Below are 15,255 nucleotides of genomic sequence, written 5' to 3'. Positions count from 1 at the left end.
TGCGGGGTGCTGCGAGGATCTTAGAGGCGGCATCCCTGGTATCGCTATCAAAATATGGTTTGGCGAAAAGTTACGAAAGATTTACACACACCGAAGATTTATGGCGTCATATTTTTTCACAACGCCTCAAACCCTCTCCAGACCCCAAAAAATCCACGAAAAACCATGTAAACAGGAGCAAAACCAACATCTAAAATAAGTAGGTCCTAACTTATATTTTCGGGATTTAGGGCAAAAAATTTTATGAATTTCATACCAAAAGCACCCCGTATCCTGTGATTTATGAATGGCATCACAGGATGCGGGGTGAGAATGCATCTCTTTTACACGTGACTTTCTACGTTCGTGAAAATTCTAGAACCGGTTACGGTACTCGCTCTCAGCAGCACCGGTGCGGAAAGCACGAATATTGTGGGCGATCAGTTCCTCCGGATTTACGGGGCGCCCACCGGCGGCATGCGGGGTAATCACGATATTCTTCGCATCCCACAGGGGCGAATCGGAGGGGAGCGGTTCGGTTGCCGTCACATCCAGTGCCGCACCCGCAATCGAGCCGGAGTTCAGGGCGGCGATGAGCGCATCCTCATCGACAGTGGTACCGCGCCCCACGTTAATCAGGTAGGCGCGTTTGGGCAGCAGCTGCAGCTTATGGGCATCGAGCGCCTTGAAGGTCGAATCGCTGGTGGGAAGCACCATCACGAGAATATCCGTAGTTGGCAGGTATTCGTCGATCTGTTCGGTAGCAATCACCGGGAAACCGGAGCGCTCCCCCGCGCTCTGCGCAACGCCGGTTACGTTCGCGCCGAAAGCCTTGAAGAGCCGCGCGGTCTCTTGGCCAATCGAGCCGAAGCCCCACACAAGCACATTGGCATCAAGCAAGGTGGTGATCTGGTCTTTCGGGTGAAGTTCCTGCGCGCCGCCGAGCTCCTCAGCCCAACGATGCTCGACCGTTGCCTGCGCCAACGTCGGCAGGAAGCGTACAAAGTTCAGGGTCAGCGCAAGCGCATGTTCCGCAACGGTCTTCGAGTGCAGACCCACACCCGCACAGATGGCGGCATCTGGGGTGAATCCCGCCGCGCGCACCGCATCCGGTCCCGCAAGAAGCGCCTGAATAAGCCCCACATTTTTCATGCGGCGAGCGGAATCCGCGAGCTGATCGGCGGTATTCGCCCAAGCAATCAGAACTTCGGCATCGGTATCTTCCTCGGCAATAGGTTCCGTAGGGTTGTAATGCCGCACGGTATCGCCGGGTTCAAGCCCTAGTTTCTCTTCGTCGAGCGTAATTGAAGTAGGGATCAAAATCTTCATGGGTCCTCCTGTGGATGGCGCATGCGGGCTGGCGTTCAGCAACGAAGGCAACCTGCATCCCGTGTGAGGGGGTTAACAGTTATTCCCCTCCAGCATAGCGTGAGAGGGGAATAACTGTATAGGGTTACCTAAGAAGCCGTTAGGGCTTGGTGCCGCGCGAAGGTTCGCCGGTTTCCTTTCGGCCCTGAACGTGCTGCTCGGTTTCAGCCGTTTCATCGGATGCACTACCGGCAAGTTCCGGGTCAATCACGGTATGCGCTTCACCCTGCATTTTCTTCAGGCATTCGGCATCTTTCGCCGCCATTTCGGGCGTGATTACCTCAATGGCACCGGTTGCCGAACGCGCCACATCGGTAGTGGTGTGCGTTTCGATAGTGGTGGCGAGCGCATCCTCACGGATGAAGAGAAGCAGAAGCGCGGAAATTAGCCCGAGTGGTGCCAGGTAGAGGAAAAGTGGAATCAGGGCATCATTGTAGGCGTTCACGATAATGTCGTGAATCGGCTCAGGAATCCGGCTGACGAGCTCGGGAGTCAGGGAGGAGGTTCCGTGTTCCCCCGCCGAGGCTACTGCTTGCGCGGGCATGCGTTCACTGAGCAGGCTGCTCAGGCGTGAGGTAAACAGGCCGCCCACGAGTGATGCACCCACGGTTGAGCCGACCTGGCGGAAGAAGTTGTTTGCCGCGGTAGCGGTTCCTACGACGGTGACGGGGAAAGCGTTTTGCACGATGAGGGTGAGGAACTGCATCGACATGCCTAGGCCCGCACCCATGACCGCCATGTAGCTGCAGAAGATCCAGGTGGGGGTGCTCGGGGTGATGGTTGAGATTAGGTAGAGCCCGAGTGCCACGAGTGCGGTACCGGTGACCACGTATGCCTTGTATTTGCCGCGTGCGGAGACCAGCCGTCCGGTAATAATGGAGACCACAAGCAGGGCGCCCATGAGGGGAATCATGAGCAGACCCGCCACGGTTGCGCTCACGCCCAGGGACATTTGCAGGTAGGTGGGGATGTACTCGACGGCACCGAACATGGCAACACCGAGGGAGAGAGAGGCGCCCAGGGTGAGCAGGAAGTTGCGGTTGGTGAAGAGGTACATGGGCATGATCGGCTCTGCGGCGCGGTTTTCAACCGGAATGAAGATCAGGGCCGCGACGGCGGATGCGATGAGAAGCCCAATAATCTGCGGGGAGTTCCAGGCGTACTGGTTGCCGCCCCAGATGGTGGCGAGCACGAGCGCGCTGGTTCCTGCCATGAGAATGATGCTGCCCAGGTAGTCGATCTGCCGCTTTTCGCGGTCTTTGAGCGCGGTGTGTGGGAGCAGGAAAATGACGGCAAAGATTGCGAGTACGGCAAGCGGCAGGTTGAGCCAGAATGCCCAACGCCAGCCGGGGCCTTCGGTGATCCACCCGCCGATGAGCGGCCCGGCGACCGAGGAGAAGGCAAAGACGCCGCCGATGATACCCATGTATTTACCGCGTTCGCGGGCGGGGATCACGTCTGCGACCACGGATTGGGAGAGAATCATGAGACCGCCACCGCCGACTCCCTGGAGCGCGCGGGCGACGATCAGCCAGGTCATATCGGGAGCGAGCGCGCCGATGATAGATCCCGTCATGAAGGAGAGGATGGCAAAAATCAGGAAGGGTTTACGCCCGAACTGGTCGGAGAGTTTGCCGTACACCGGCATGGTGATGGTGGAGAGCAAGATGAAGGTGGCAATTACCCAGCTCATATGCTCCACGCCATGCAGTTCGCCCACAATGGTCGGCAGTGAGGGTGCGAGGATGGTTTGGTTCAGTGCCGACATGAGCATCACGATGACCAAGCCGGAGAACATGAGCGCTATTTGATGTTTTTTAGCTTCAGCCGTGGTGGCTTCAGCGGTTTTGTCTGAGTGCGACGTCATTCCTAGTTTTCCTTCAGCAGGGCTTGAAAAGTTTTGACGGTGTTGTGGATGCGCCGCTCGACCTCGTCTTCGTCGGCAATATCCTTGGCGAAGTGCAGTTGCCGCAGCACCGCGGATGCGAGCTGGACCGTGGCACGGGTGCGTTCTTCGGCAGTTTCTGTCAGCGGCATATTCTCGGGGCGGGCTATCAAAGGTCCACGCCTTCCTGCGGCGTTGAAGGCATCCCAATCGACGGTATTGAGATAGTCAATGAGCACCTGTTCGCAGTTGATATGGTGTACCTTCAGCCGGTGCCTAAATTCGGGGAATTCGTCGATGCGCTCCCGGAATTTTGCGTGATTGGCAAAGTTGAAGCTGTGCCGCACGATGTACAGCAGCAGATGGGTGATACGCACGATGAGATTGTCGTTTTCGTGCGCCCGGTCGCTGGCGAGCAGGTCGTCGGTGATGGCGGGGGCGCGCAGGCCGAGCACCGCATCCTCTTTGGTTCCGAAGTAATTGAAGAAGGTGCGGGGCGAGATTCCGGCTTCCGCCGCGATGTCTTCGACGGTGCTGCCGCGCATGCCGTGCTGGCGGGCTAAGCGCAGGGCGGTTTCGTGAATGTTCACCCAGGTGCGTTCGCGGCGGCGTTCACGCAGGCTTGTCTCGGTGCGACTCGGCTCAGATTTTTGCATAACTGCAATTATTGCATTTCTGCATTTTTTGCACAACTGCACTATGCAGGCGACGCAGCGTGTCCTGTCTCTCCCCCACAGAAGACAAGATGCTAGGCATAATAATAAGGTGAACTTTTTTTCACCCGGATACCTCGACTTCCTACCCGATTGGCTCAGGATTATTCTGTTCTTCGCAGACCTGAGCATCCGTGTGCTGTCCCTATTCTGGCTGCCCTACAACCGCAAGCCCGTGGTCGCACTCGGCTGGCTCATGGCTATCTTCTTCATCCCGTTCATCGGGTTCCTAGCCTTCCTAATTTTCGGGTCCTCTCACCTTCCGCAATACCGGCGAGCCCGGCAGCACGCCATGAACGACCTGATCCGCGAGACCACCGGCGGCACCCCGCAGCTCACCGACTCCGACGGGCTCAACGAAGCAACCCTGGTCGCCAGCCAACTCAACTACAAGCTCGGTTCACTCCCCCTCGTCGGCGGAAACTCCTTCACCCTGCACAACGACAACCACGAAGCCATGCGCATCATGGCGCAGGAAGTCAACAAAGCCCAGCGGTACGTTCACTTCGAGTTCTACATCACCGCCTACGACGAAGCCTCCAAAGTACTCTGGGATGCCCTCTTCGCCGCCCAAAAACGTGGCGTGCGGGTGCGCGTGCTCATCGACCATATCGGCTCGCGCAAATACCCCTCATACCGGCAGCTGACAAAAATGCTCAACGAATCGGGTATCGAATGGCGCCTGATGCTGCCCATCAAACCCTGGCGACTACAATGGCAGCGCCCCGACCTGCGCAACCACCGCAAAGTCCTCGTGATAGACGGCGCAGTGGCATTCTCAGGCTCGCAAAACGCCATCCACCGCTCCTACGACCTCAAAGAAAACGTGCGTAAAGGTCTGGAGTGGAAAGACCTCACCTTCTCATGCACCGGTCCCATCGTCGAAGAGCTCAACGCGGTATTCGTCTCCGACTGGTACTCCGAAACAAACCAGCTGATCCTCGAAGAAATTGAGGCGAAAATCCCCTACGTTCCAGGATCGATGCGCGCCCAAGTGGTTCCCTCCGGCCCCGGGTTCGAGACGGAAAACAACCTGCGCCTAATCAACTACATGATCTACAACGCAGAAAAACGCATCACCATCTGCTCACCCTACTTCGTACCCGACGAAACCCTGCTGCAGGCACTCACCAACGCAGCGTTCTCCGGCATCGAAACCACCGTGATCGTCTGCGAAAAAGGCGACCAGTTCCTCCCCAATATGGCGCAGCGCTCCTACTACGAGACACTGCTGCAATCCGGGGTACGCATTCTGCAATACCCCAGCCCCACAGTACTGCATTCCAAGTTCATGTACGTAGATGACGAAATGGCGTTTATCGGCTCCTCGAATATGGACCCCCGCTCATTCTCGCTCAACCTCGAAGTATCAACCTTTATCGCAGACCCCGCTATGGTGGATGCGCTCGCCGACGTTGCGCGAACCTACGAAAGTATCTGCACGGAACTGCGTTACGGCCCGTGGTCCTCACGCCCTCAGCGCATTAAAGTCACCGAAAATATCTGCCGACTCTGGTCATCGCTCCTGTAGAACCCGGACTGGCAACGCCCGTAACATGAGGGAAATCGGCATGACCGTGCTCTCGAAGCGGTACCTGCGGCTGTGGTGATGACCGTGTGCAAGTGCACCTTCTACCGCCTCTGAAAGACCAGCTGACATGGGGTTTTATACCGATTCGCCATATCCGCGATGTTTTCCCCGCGAATGCAGAAAACGCACGATCGCCCGCACCCGTCGCGGACGCATCGCGCGTCGTCCATTTCTACCCAAAAATATAGTATATAGCCTATCGCCACATGCGATTTCCCGTGTGTATCGCCGAGGGTTTAATCTGCAGCCACTCCGGACTGGGCAGCCGCACGGCCTTCTTGCACCCCGACAGAGCCGTGATAATCGACTCGCACCGGCGGTTAAACTCAACCGTATGCCGCTTATCCACGATCTGTCCCGGAAAATGGCGGTGCATCTTCGACACCGAATCGCTGCTCTCCTGCAGACCGTGCCCGGTATGGCCCGGCACATGCTTCACAATCACCCGATGCGCCCGAATAGCCGCGGTCAGCTGCTCCATCTCGGCGATAACCCGGGCATCCTGCACGCCCTCACGCACCCAATAATCGAAAGCCCAACGGCTGTGCGCCAGCCGCAGAAGAAAGGTCAGCGCGCCCAAGGAATCGGTGTTAATAATCAGGCGGCGACCGCCGTGATAAAACACGTGAAACGCCGCGAGCATCGCCGAAAGCTCACCGGTCATAATATTCACGGCATCATAATGGGTGTGAAAATAAAAGCCGTCCTCGCTCACCCCGGCAATGCCCATGCGCCCACCGCGCAAATACTTCTTATTGTGGGTGGCGCGAAAGGAACAATCGGTGAACACGTTATAGTCCACGAGCTGATTTTCGGGAACCTCTGCCAGCGTATCAGCGATCATCTGTTCGGTCAGCTGCTCGGCACGATCCTGAAAATAGCGCATCGTCTCGGCGGCATCTGTACCGGCAAGGCGCACATGAACCTCACCCAGCGAATGGTTATCGTACGGATCAAGCACCTTCTCAAACGCCCGGTACTCCATCGCCTTCTTAAGCTGCTCACAATTACGAAAAAGAAGCTTTAAATCGTGCCGGTCGGCGGCAACCGTCACCAGGTGGTGCGTATAATCCGAAGGAATAACATCCCAGGCATTAAGCACAATACGCCCCAAAGTCTTCGGGTGCACCACATCGCACGGGTCAAGAAGCGAATGCATACACGATTCAACCACCGGCTCCTGGTTAATAACGATGCGCTCACCGTTTTCACGCGAAATATAGACAAGAGCCGTGAGGGTGCTGTAACAGTATCCCTTGGTCTTACGGGTGTATTCGGCAACTGCAATCACAGCCACGCCCCGAGTTGTATAGCCCGCCGGGTATGAGGTGCTGTAGTCGGGCGCCTCCCAAGTTAGGGTGCACCGTTTAATATGAGCCGGTGAGAATCCCACGTGTGTACACCCCCTTGCCGCATAGTCTCCTTCTTTCGTGTAGTGAGGAATTGTTCCACTATCTTTTATATGCCCGCCGGTGTCTGTGCGCAAACGTTGAACAGGTTATTTTACAGTCAGCGAAGAACCTTAAAAAGGGAAGCTAAAACCGTTTCTTGGCGGGAATTATGCGCGGTGAATGGGAGGTTCTGCCCCGCTCTGGCGCGCATCTGTGCGACGGTGTAGGGTTGGAGTTATCCGGTATATCTAATTGAGTAAGGAGCGCCCCATGATTGGTGTTTATGCAGGTGTTTCGGTCAAGCCCGAGCACGTTGAAGAATTCCTGGCATCCGCCCCCGCCCTCGTCGAGGCATCGCGCAAGGATGCGGGCAATATCAGCTATGATTTCGGCCCTGCCGCCGGTGAGACCCCTGCGGGTGAGCCGCGCGTCTTCGCTTTTATTGAGCGTTGGGAATCACAGCAGGCACTCGAAGCGCATATGGCGACCGAGCATTTCGGGACTGCTGTGAAAACCTGGGAGCCGCTGCTCGCCGCAGAGCTGGATGTGCGCATCTTCGAGATGTAGCGCCTGCTCTCCCTGTTCTCCTCTGCTAAAAAGAGCCTTTATTTGAATAAAGAGGGTTTTTCGCCGCTTTATTCAAATAAAGGCTCTTTTTATGTCCAATCGGGAGAGGCTATTTAGTACCCCTCCGGGAGGATGCGCACCCCGCCCTTATCGGCAGAGGCGGCCAGCATCCCGTAAACCTTCAGCGCATTCGAGACTTGACGTTCGCGCGGCTTGGTGGGCTTCCACGGGAGGGCGCCCCTCGCCTTGCGCCGCGCCTCCAAAACCTCGTCCGGCACATTCGCCCGCAGGATGCGGTTGTGCACGTCGATCTCGATCTCGTCGCCGGTTTCCAGCAGGCCGATAGCGCCACCGGCGGCAGCCTCTGGTGAAACGTGGCCAATCGAAATGCCCGAAGTACCGCCCGAGAAACGCCCGTCGGTAATGAGTGCGCAGCTTTTGCCCAAGCCCAGGCCTTTCAGGTACGAGGTGGGGTACAGCATCTCCTGCATGCCGGGGCCGCCCTTCGGGCCCTCATACTGAATCACTACAATATCGCCGGGTTTCACGTGCTTCGACAGAATCTCAAATACGGCTTCATCCTGCGACTCAACCACGAATGCCTTACCCACGAAGTGGAAAAGTTCTTCATCAATACCGGCGGATTTGATGATCGCACCGTTCTGGGCGATATTGCCGCGCAGAACCGCCAGACCGCCGTCTTTCGTGTAGGCATGCTCCACGGCGCGAATGCACCCGTTTTCGGCATCCGTCTCATGCGATTCGTACTTGTTCGCGGTCGAGAACGCCTGCGTGGTGCGCACCCCGCCGGGTGCGGCAAGAAACAGTTCGTGAGCCTGCTCGCTCGCGGTACCGGAACGGATATCCCATTCGGCAAGCCATTCATCCAGCGAATCCGCATGAACAGAATGAACGTTCTTGTGCAGCAACCCGGCACGGTTCAGCTCACCCAGCAGCGCAGGGATACCGCCCGCACGGTGCACATGCTCAATGTGATACTTCGTAGAGTTCGGTGCAACCTTCGCCAGACAGGGCACCATGCGCGAAATACGGTCGATATCGTCCAGCGTGAAGTCAGCGCCGGCCTCATGCGCAATAGCCAGGGAGTGCAGCACGGTATTGGTGGAACCGCCCATAGCCACATCCAGCGCCATAGCGTTCTCGAAGGCTTCCTTGGTGGCGATTGAACGGGGCAGAACGGACTCGTCATCCTGCTCGTAGTAGCGCTTCGCCAGGCCAACAATGCGCTTACCCGCCTGCAAAAACAGCTCTTTACGCGCGATCTGGGTCGCAAGCGTGGTACCGTTGCCGGGCAGTGCCAGACCGATCGCCTCGTTCAGGCAGTTCATGGAGTTTGCGGTAAACATGCCCGCGCATGAACCACACGTGGGGCAGGCGTTCTTCTCAATCTGGGCGAGCGCGGTATCGCTCACGGAATCGTCCACAGCCATGACCATTGCATCCACCAGATCCAGGCGGTGCTCCACAACGCCTTCAACGCCCTCGCCGGATTCCATGGGGCCACCCGACACGAAAATTGTGGGGATATTCAGGCGCATCGCCGCCAAGAGCATGCCGGGGGTGATCTTGTCGCAGTTCGAGATACATACGAGCGCATCCGCGCGGTGAGCGTTCACCATGTATTCGACCGAGTCGGCGATGAGGTCGCGTGAGGGCAGGGAATAGAGCATGCCGTCGTGGCCCATCGCAATGCCGTCATCGACCGCGATGGTGTTGAATTCTTTCGCCACGCCGCCAGCTTCACGAATAGCGCCAGCTACTAGGTCGCCCATATTTTTCAGGTGCACGTGACCGGGCACGAACTGGGTGTAAGAGTTGGCAATCGCGATAATCGGTTTACCGAAATCATCATCACCCATGCCGGTTGCGCGCCATAGAGCGCGGGCACCCGCCATATTGCGACCGTGAGTTGAGGTGCGTGAGCGTAATTCGGGCATGTCTTTACCTTCCGTTGTGATGCATCTATAGATTCTACGCGCAGGCGTGCGCCCAATCATCGAAGGGTTACTTTGGTTTCATATGTTGGCATGCCGTGATGCTTGGTCATGAGCTGTGCCTGTGGCACGCCGAAAGGTGAGTGTGGATGCGGCGCGCACCTTATGCCGCGGGGCGGGCAAGGATGCCGGATCTGCGGCAGATTTGCCCCCTTGAGAATATATCCCCGTGCAGCGTGGAATGAGTCTATTATGCCCCCTATGCTGGTGGGGTAAGAACTCCCGCCGCGTGATTTGCGCCAGCTAGCGAACAAACGCTACGCAAGCGCACGAAGACTCGTACGGCAGCCCCCTTTATCTTCTCCATTGGATGTATCTTCTATGTCTCACTCCCCCGCACAGTTCCGCAGCACCGTGATCTACCAGATCTACCCGAAGTCATTCTATTCCGCGCACGGTCGGCCAACCGGCGATATTCGCGGCATTATCGAGAAGGTGCCCTATGTGGCATCGCTGGGGGTGGGCATGGTGTGGTTCAACCCGTTCTTCGCCTCGCCCCAGCACGATAACGGCTACGACATTTCCGACTACTACGCCATTAACCCTGAGTTGGGCACGATGGAGGACGTCGAGGAGATGATCGCCGCTTTCGGGGAGCACGGCATCGGGGTCATGTTCGATATGGTGCTCAACCATGTTTCGACCGAGCACGAGTGGTTTAAGCGAGCGCAGGCGGGCGATCGCGAGTACTGGGATTATTTCTATCTTCGTCCGGGGCGGGTTCAGTCTGACGGCACGGTGGTTCCGCCCACGAACTGGGAGTCGAAATTCGGCGGTTCGGCCTGGGAGCCTTTCACCGATACGGCGGGTGAGGTTTATCGGGACGAATCGGGGGTGCCGCTGTACTATCTGCACCTTTACGACGTCACACAGGCTGATCTGAACTGGTACAACCCCGCCGTGCGTGAGGAACTCTATAAGGTCGTCAATTTCTGGTATGACAAGGGTGTTCGCGGGTTCCGCTTCGACGTCATTAACGTGATCGGCAAATCCGAAGAACTTGAGGATGCGCCCGCCGGGGTTGTCGATAAGACCCTGTATACCGACACGCCCATCGTGCATACGCGTCTGCGGGAGCTGAACCGCGCATCGTTCGGGCGGTATGGGGATACCGTGACCGTGGGTGAAATGTCTTCGACGAGCATTGAGAACTGCGTGGGCTACTCCAACCCTGAGAACCGCGAGCTCGATATGGTGTTTAGTTTTCACCATCTGAAGGTGGATTATGAGGACGGCGAGAAGTGGTCGAAGGTGCCGTTCCGCTTTGCTGAGCTGAAGGGACTGCTCAACGATTGGGCGCTGGGCATGCAGGCGGGCGGCGGGTGGAATGCGCTGTTTTGGAATAATCATGATCAGCCGCGCGCACTCAACCGTTTTGGTGACGTTCAGCGGTATCGGGCGGAATCTGCGACCATGCTGGCGACCGTGATTCACCTGCTACGCGGCACTCCCTATATTTATCAGGGCGAAGAGATCGGCATGATTGATCCGGTGTATTCTTCGATTGACGACTACGTGGACGTTGAGGCCCATAACGCTTTTAAGACCCTGCGTGCGCGGGGACTCTCGGAGGTCGAGGCGCTTGAGGTTGTGCGCGCCAAGGCACGGGATAATTCGCGTGTTCCCATGCAATGGGAGTCTGGTTCTGGTGGGGAACGCGGCGCGGTTGGTTTTGGTACCGCCGCCCCCTGGCTGGCGCCCGCGCCCAGCGTGGATGCGGCAACCGGCGCGGGTATTTCGGTGGCGGATGAGGAACGTGACGGCGTTATTTTGCCGTACTATCGCGAGCTGATTCGCCTGCGCGGGCAGTACCCGGTGATTTCTGAAGGCAGTTATGCGCCCTATGCGCTCGACCATGAGCGGGTCTTCGGGTACCTGCGTGAACATATCGTCAAGGGCACGCGCACGCGGCTGTTGGTGCTCAATAATTTCTTTGGGGACGAGACGGCGGTGCGTGTTCCTGCCGAGTTCATGCCGGGCGAGGTTCTGGACGCAGTCGCTGGCAGTGAAGGCTCACGAGTTCCAGCGGAAGTGCAGTCTGCACGGGTGCTTTTGTGTAATTACAAGAATCCGCTCAGTCAGGTTAGCGGTGTTTCCGGCTCCGATCCCCGCGAGGTTGAGGTTACACTGCGCCCCTACGAATCGTTGGCTTTGATCGTGGAAGAGCCCATCGTTTCTTCTTAGCTCGCCAGATTAATTGCTCGGTTACATGGGCATTTACAGGTATGGTTACATGCGCGAGCAGGTAGTTTTTTGGTCCGAGCAGGTAGGAAAATCCTACCTTTTCGGCAAAAAATGACCTGCTCGCGGTTTAAAACGCAGTTAAAGTGGGAGCATGAGTTTTGATTACATGCCCTCCGAAACCTTCCAACGTGCCGACCTTGACTCGCTTCTGAGCGTGCGGATTGATGTGGCGCAGGTGCCGGGCGGCGCATCCCAACAGCAGATTTTGGATGCAGTACGCACCTTCTTGGGCTCCCTCACTCATGACGATTCCGCCGATGGGCACGCGATTGACCCGGTTCTGGGGTTTGCGCGCCCCTACTATGCGGGCGGGTTTACGGTGGGCGTGGTGCCCGCATCCGGGCGGGACAAGGTGGCGCTCGCCGGGATCCATGAGGGAGCACAGGCTGTTGGGTTAGGCAGGTTCAGCGTGCCATCGAACGGTAAGGCGGGCTGGCGCATCGTGACGTCGGTGGTGGTCTCTAGCGCGGGCGAGGATGTGCTGGATTCCCTAGAGGCTGGCATCGAATACCTGACGGATGCACTCGGTGACCTGCGGGTAGGTCTTTCCCTCACGGAACTCCCGGCCGTTTAGAGTTCTCTCCCCTCTCCAGTTTCTCCGACCGTCAAACCGTCAAAAGAGCCTTGATGATGAATAAAGCGGGATTTCCAACTCTTTATTCATCGTCAAGGCTCTTTTTATGCGCCCGGAAAAATTAGTGCGTAGGCGCAGGGTCGTCCTGCGCATTGGAAAAGACGGTTCCGCCGCGGGACATGCACACTTCTTGCGCCCGGCCCGAGTCAATGTAGTCGAAAAGTAGTTTCTGATCCTCTTCAGAGTAGTCCTTAGCCCAACGGTTATTCAAGATGCGGAAGGTTAGCTGGGCTTGGAGATAGGCCAGGTTGGCGCACACGCTTGATGCCTGCACAGAGCTTATATCTCGCCCATTATTGACTATTTTGCCGCTCCCCTGCAGGACAATTCCGGTTTCATAACCATCATCATAGACGTTGTATCCCGTAATGTTCTTATATTCAATCTTATTTTTATGCCCTTTGAAGGTACAAGTTTCAACAAAGCTTCGGGTTATCATTACGTATGTATTAAGATTAATTAAAGTTATGCCAATAACTATTATTGCAATAACAAACATAATGGCAAAAGAAATATATATGTTCGTAGAACTATATGAGGACGCAAAAAGCATAATGCACATCCCCAGCAGACTCAGCAGAATCTGTGCTATACCGAGAGGTTTTATGCGCTGTTCTTTAAAATTACTTGGGTCATTCTTCTGACTACTCTTCGACAGATATGCTTTAAGACCGTTTGACATTCTAGAAGGCTGAAAATCTTCCATGACGTACATTCCTTTATTCATTCATTTTTATTGCAAGGATTGACAGTAAGATAATCTGGTATGTCTATAAATTTACTCCTTACTTTCCCGGTATGGACTATTGTCGTTCTCTGGGAAAACAAAACCGCTTTGCTCCAAACAAATCTCACGCGCCCGACCGGATAACACATACTCATGAATCAAGTTCTGATCCTCATCAGACTCAGGCTCAGCCCACCGCTCATTCACAATACGAAACGCCAACTGCCCCAGCACATACGACATATTCACCCAGTTACTATGAAGTTCTACCCCTTCACCAAAATATCCTTCATCATTATAGGGACCATCAATATACAATCCATCCTCAAAATTATTGTCACGATCCGTCCGCTCATAGTACCCAAAATCACGAATACGACGATATTCAACCTTTTCAACAAACCGAAGAAAAGTACGCCGCAACACATACGTACGCGTAATCTTCACATAAGCATTCCGATACCACACATAAAACAACAGACCTGCTACCGGACATGACATTAAAATTCCCTGACATATACCGTCAAAACGGTTGAAGCGGAAATAAAAATACAGATATAGCACTAATGCCGCAAGAGAAACAGCCCAAAATCCGTATGCAGCCAAAAGGAGAAAACCCATCCGATGGATATTCTTTTTACCTGTAGACTTCCCTCGATTACGTTTCGAATGAAAACTCCGCCCAAAAGCAGAAAGTAGGGGACCAAAAAATGCGTTATCCACAGTAAACCGCCAAAGGTGAATTAGTTGCGCTCATCAGACGAACTCTCAGAAGATTTCTTATCGTTTTCAGAGAAATTAGCCCCGCCAGAAGACATAACCATCCCCCACGCCTGGCCCGAACGCATATAATCCCTCAGTATATTCTGATCGTCATCCGAGTCAGCCTCAGCCCAACGCTCCTGCTCCATACGAAACACCATCTGGGCCTGAATATACAGCAAACTAGCTTGCACACTCGTTACAAGTACCGACCCTGTACCTGCCGAGCTGTCGCTAAATAAAACTATTCCAGCTTCCTCACGATTACCATATGCGCGAAACATATTCACATCTTTAAAATAAACCTTCTGAACACGCCTTAATAAATCACACCGCAACACATATGTACGCGTTATCTCCACATACGAATTCCGATACCATGCATAAAACATGAAACCGAAAAATATAAACAAGAATTCTGCTACCCCAAAGGCTATAAATGTTTCTAATGAATTTCCGCCGCTATTCACCGTGTTACCAATAAATAGGATAAGCGCACCAATACCTACAATCCATGACCCATAAGCTGCAATTATCAGCAGCCCTATGCGATGAACATTAGATTTACTAGTTTTATTCTGGTTACGCTTCGACAGAAGACTTCTGCCTAGTGCAGAGATTATAGGACCTAGAAATGCGTTATCCATAACAGCCCGCCTGAACCATGAAGAGCCTATCCATTAATTAGATGAGTCTTCCTCAGACGAATCTTTATAAGGGCTATTATCATTCTCAAGGAAAACAAAACCGCTTTGCTCCAAACAAATCTCACGCGCCCGACCGGATGACACATACTCCTGAATCAAGTTCTGATCCTCGTCAGACTCAGGCTCAGCCCACCGCTCATTCAAAATACGAAACGCCAACTGCCCCAAAACATACCCAAAATTAGCCCAATTACTATGAAGTTCAACAGACTCAGCAGAATACTTATGCCCCTCTACTAGGGGACCACCCAAATATAAACCATCCTCAAAATTATTATTATGATCGTACCTCTCGTGATACCCATATTTGCGAATACGACGATATTCAATCTTTTCAACAAACCGGAGAAAAGTACGCCGCAACACATACGTACGCGTTATCTCCACATACGCATTCCGATACCACACATAAAACAATAGACAACTAAAAATAATGACCAATTCTGCTGCAATAAAAGCTATAATTCCACCAGAATTAAGCCACCCCCTAGAGAAATCGACAATAAATATTATCAACGCCACAATACTCGCAATGAAAAATCCCCAAGCGGCAACGAGCAAAAATCCCATCCGATGTATATTCTTTTTACCTGTAGACTTCCCTCGATTACGCTTCGACAGAAAACTCCGCCCGAAAGCAGAAAGTAGGGGACCCAAAAATGCGTTATCCAC

At 54.6% G+C, this 15,255-nt stretch carries 13 protein-coding genes; 4 read left to right on the top strand and 9 right to left on the bottom strand.

Features of this window, described 5'->3' with window-relative positions; all coding sequences use genetic code 11:
- Positions 1-354: 354 nt before the first annotated feature.
- The 3 genes from HMPREF2625_RS01025 to HMPREF2625_RS01015 form a co-directional block, all read right to left on the bottom strand.
- Entirely contained in the window at positions 355-1,308 is a 954-nt protein-coding gene (locus HMPREF2625_RS01025; RefSeq protein ID WP_070520682.1) for a phosphoglycerate dehydrogenase, read from the bottom strand.
- A 139-nt stretch (positions 1,309-1,447) separates the two neighbouring features.
- On the bottom strand, positions 1,448-3,214 hold the full coding sequence (locus HMPREF2625_RS01020; RefSeq protein WP_070520675.1) for an MDR family MFS transporter: 1,767 nt from the start codon (positions 3,212-3,214) through the stop codon (positions 1,448-1,450).
- 2 nt (positions 3,215-3,216) lie between these two features.
- Positions 3,217-3,888, bottom strand: coding sequence for a TetR/AcrR family transcriptional regulator (locus tag HMPREF2625_RS01015; RefSeq protein ID WP_246826569.1), 672 nt, complete (start codon positions 3,886-3,888; stop codon positions 3,217-3,219).
- Positions 3,889-3,997: 109 nt separating this feature from the next.
- On the opposite strand from HMPREF2625_RS01015, the gene cls reads away from it, so the two are divergent.
- Positions 3,998-5,476, top strand: coding sequence for a cardiolipin synthase (gene cls / locus HMPREF2625_RS01010; protein ID WP_013398413.1), 1,479 nt, complete (start codon positions 3,998-4,000; stop codon positions 5,474-5,476).
- Between the two features lie 256 nt (positions 5,477-5,732).
- Here cls and HMPREF2625_RS01005 read toward each other — a convergent pair whose 3' ends face one another.
- Positions 5,733-6,929, bottom strand: coding sequence for an RNase H family protein (locus HMPREF2625_RS01005; protein ID WP_041321674.1), 1,197 nt, complete (start codon positions 6,927-6,929; stop codon positions 5,733-5,735).
- A 268-nt stretch (positions 6,930-7,197) separates the two neighbouring features.
- Between HMPREF2625_RS01005 and HMPREF2625_RS01000 the strand changes: the two genes are divergently transcribed.
- Positions 7,198-7,494: a putative quinol monooxygenase gene (locus HMPREF2625_RS01000; protein WP_070520669.1), complete on the top strand. Its 297-nt coding sequence runs from the start codon at positions 7,198-7,200 to the stop codon at positions 7,492-7,494.
- 113 nt (positions 7,495-7,607) lie between these two features.
- Here the strand turns inward: HMPREF2625_RS01000 and ilvD are convergent, their stop codons facing one another.
- Positions 7,608-9,452, bottom strand: a complete 1,845-nt coding sequence (gene ilvD, locus HMPREF2625_RS00995) for a dihydroxy-acid dehydratase (RefSeq protein WP_070520667.1) — start codon at positions 9,450-9,452, stop codon at positions 7,608-7,610.
- Positions 9,453-9,830: 378 nt separating this feature from the next.
- Here ilvD and HMPREF2625_RS00990 point away from each other — a divergent pair, with 378 nt between their 5' ends.
- Positions 9,831-11,693 (top strand): alpha,alpha-phosphotrehalase, encoded by a 1,863-nt coding sequence (locus HMPREF2625_RS00990; protein ID WP_070520664.1) that lies wholly within the window; start codon positions 9,831-9,833, stop codon positions 11,691-11,693.
- A gap of 151 nt (positions 11,694-11,844) precedes the next feature.
- Positions 11,845-12,327, top strand: coding sequence for a hypothetical protein (locus HMPREF2625_RS00985; RefSeq protein WP_070520662.1), 483 nt, complete (start codon positions 11,845-11,847; stop codon positions 12,325-12,327).
- Between the two features lie 121 nt (positions 12,328-12,448).
- Here the strand turns inward: HMPREF2625_RS00985 and HMPREF2625_RS00980 are convergent, their stop codons facing one another.
- The 4 genes from HMPREF2625_RS00980 to HMPREF2625_RS00965 all read right to left on the bottom strand — a co-directional run bounded on the left by HMPREF2625_RS00980 (position 12,449) and on the right by HMPREF2625_RS00965 (position 15,255).
- Entirely contained in the window at positions 12,449-13,093 is a 645-nt protein-coding gene (locus HMPREF2625_RS00980) for a hypothetical protein (protein ID WP_070520659.1), read from the bottom strand.
- A 72-nt stretch (positions 13,094-13,165) separates the two neighbouring features.
- The gene (locus HMPREF2625_RS00975) at positions 13,166-13,837 is read right to left on the bottom strand and encodes a hypothetical protein (protein ID WP_141745400.1); all 672 of its coding nucleotides are present in this window, start codon (positions 13,835-13,837) and stop codon (positions 13,166-13,168) included.
- Positions 13,838-13,857: 20 nt separating this feature from the next.
- Positions 13,858-14,523: a hypothetical protein gene (locus tag HMPREF2625_RS00970; protein WP_070520654.1), complete on the bottom strand. Its 666-nt coding sequence runs from the start codon at positions 14,521-14,523 to the stop codon at positions 13,858-13,860.
- Positions 14,524-14,556: 33 nt separating this feature from the next.
- A complete protein-coding gene (locus HMPREF2625_RS00965; protein WP_141745399.1) occupies positions 14,557-15,255 on the bottom strand; it encodes a hypothetical protein in 699 nt (232 codons plus the stop codon).

It is taken from the genome of Rothia sp. HMSC064D08 (assembly GCF_001809525.1).
Lineage (GTDB): Bacteria > Actinomycetota > Actinomycetes > Actinomycetales > Micrococcaceae > Rothia > Rothia dentocariosa.
This window is presented reverse-complemented; position numbering and strand designations above follow the sequence as displayed.

Coding starts and splice junctions, on each gene's coding strand:
- HMPREF2625_RS01000 (WP_070520669.1), top strand. CDS start 7,198: ATGATTGGTGTTTATGCAGGTGTTTCGGTCAAGCCCGAGCACGTTGAA.
- HMPREF2625_RS00980 (WP_070520659.1), bottom strand. CDS start 13,093: ATGGAAGATTTTCAGCCTTCTAGAATGTCAAACGGTCTTAAAGCATAT.
- HMPREF2625_RS01020 (WP_070520675.1), bottom strand. CDS start 3,214: ATGACGTCGCACTCAGACAAAACCGCTGAAGCCACCACGGCTGAAGCT.
- ilvD (WP_070520667.1), bottom strand. CDS start 9,452: ATGCCCGAATTACGCTCACGCACCTCAACTCACGGTCGCAATATGGCG.
- HMPREF2625_RS00990 (WP_070520664.1), top strand. CDS start 9,831: ATGTCTCACTCCCCCGCACAGTTCCGCAGCACCGTGATCTACCAGATC.
- HMPREF2625_RS00985 (WP_070520662.1), top strand. CDS start 11,845: ATGAGTTTTGATTACATGCCCTCCGAAACCTTCCAACGTGCCGACCTT.
- HMPREF2625_RS01015 (WP_246826569.1), bottom strand. CDS start 3,888: ATGCAAAAATCTGAGCCGAGTCGCACCGAGACAAGCCTGCGTGAACGC.
- HMPREF2625_RS01025 (WP_070520682.1), bottom strand. CDS start 1,308: ATGAAGATTTTGATCCCTACTTCAATTACGCTCGACGAAGAGAAACTA.
- HMPREF2625_RS00970 (WP_070520654.1), bottom strand. CDS start 14,523: ATGGATAACGCATTTCTAGGTCCTATAATCTCTGCACTAGGCAGAAGT.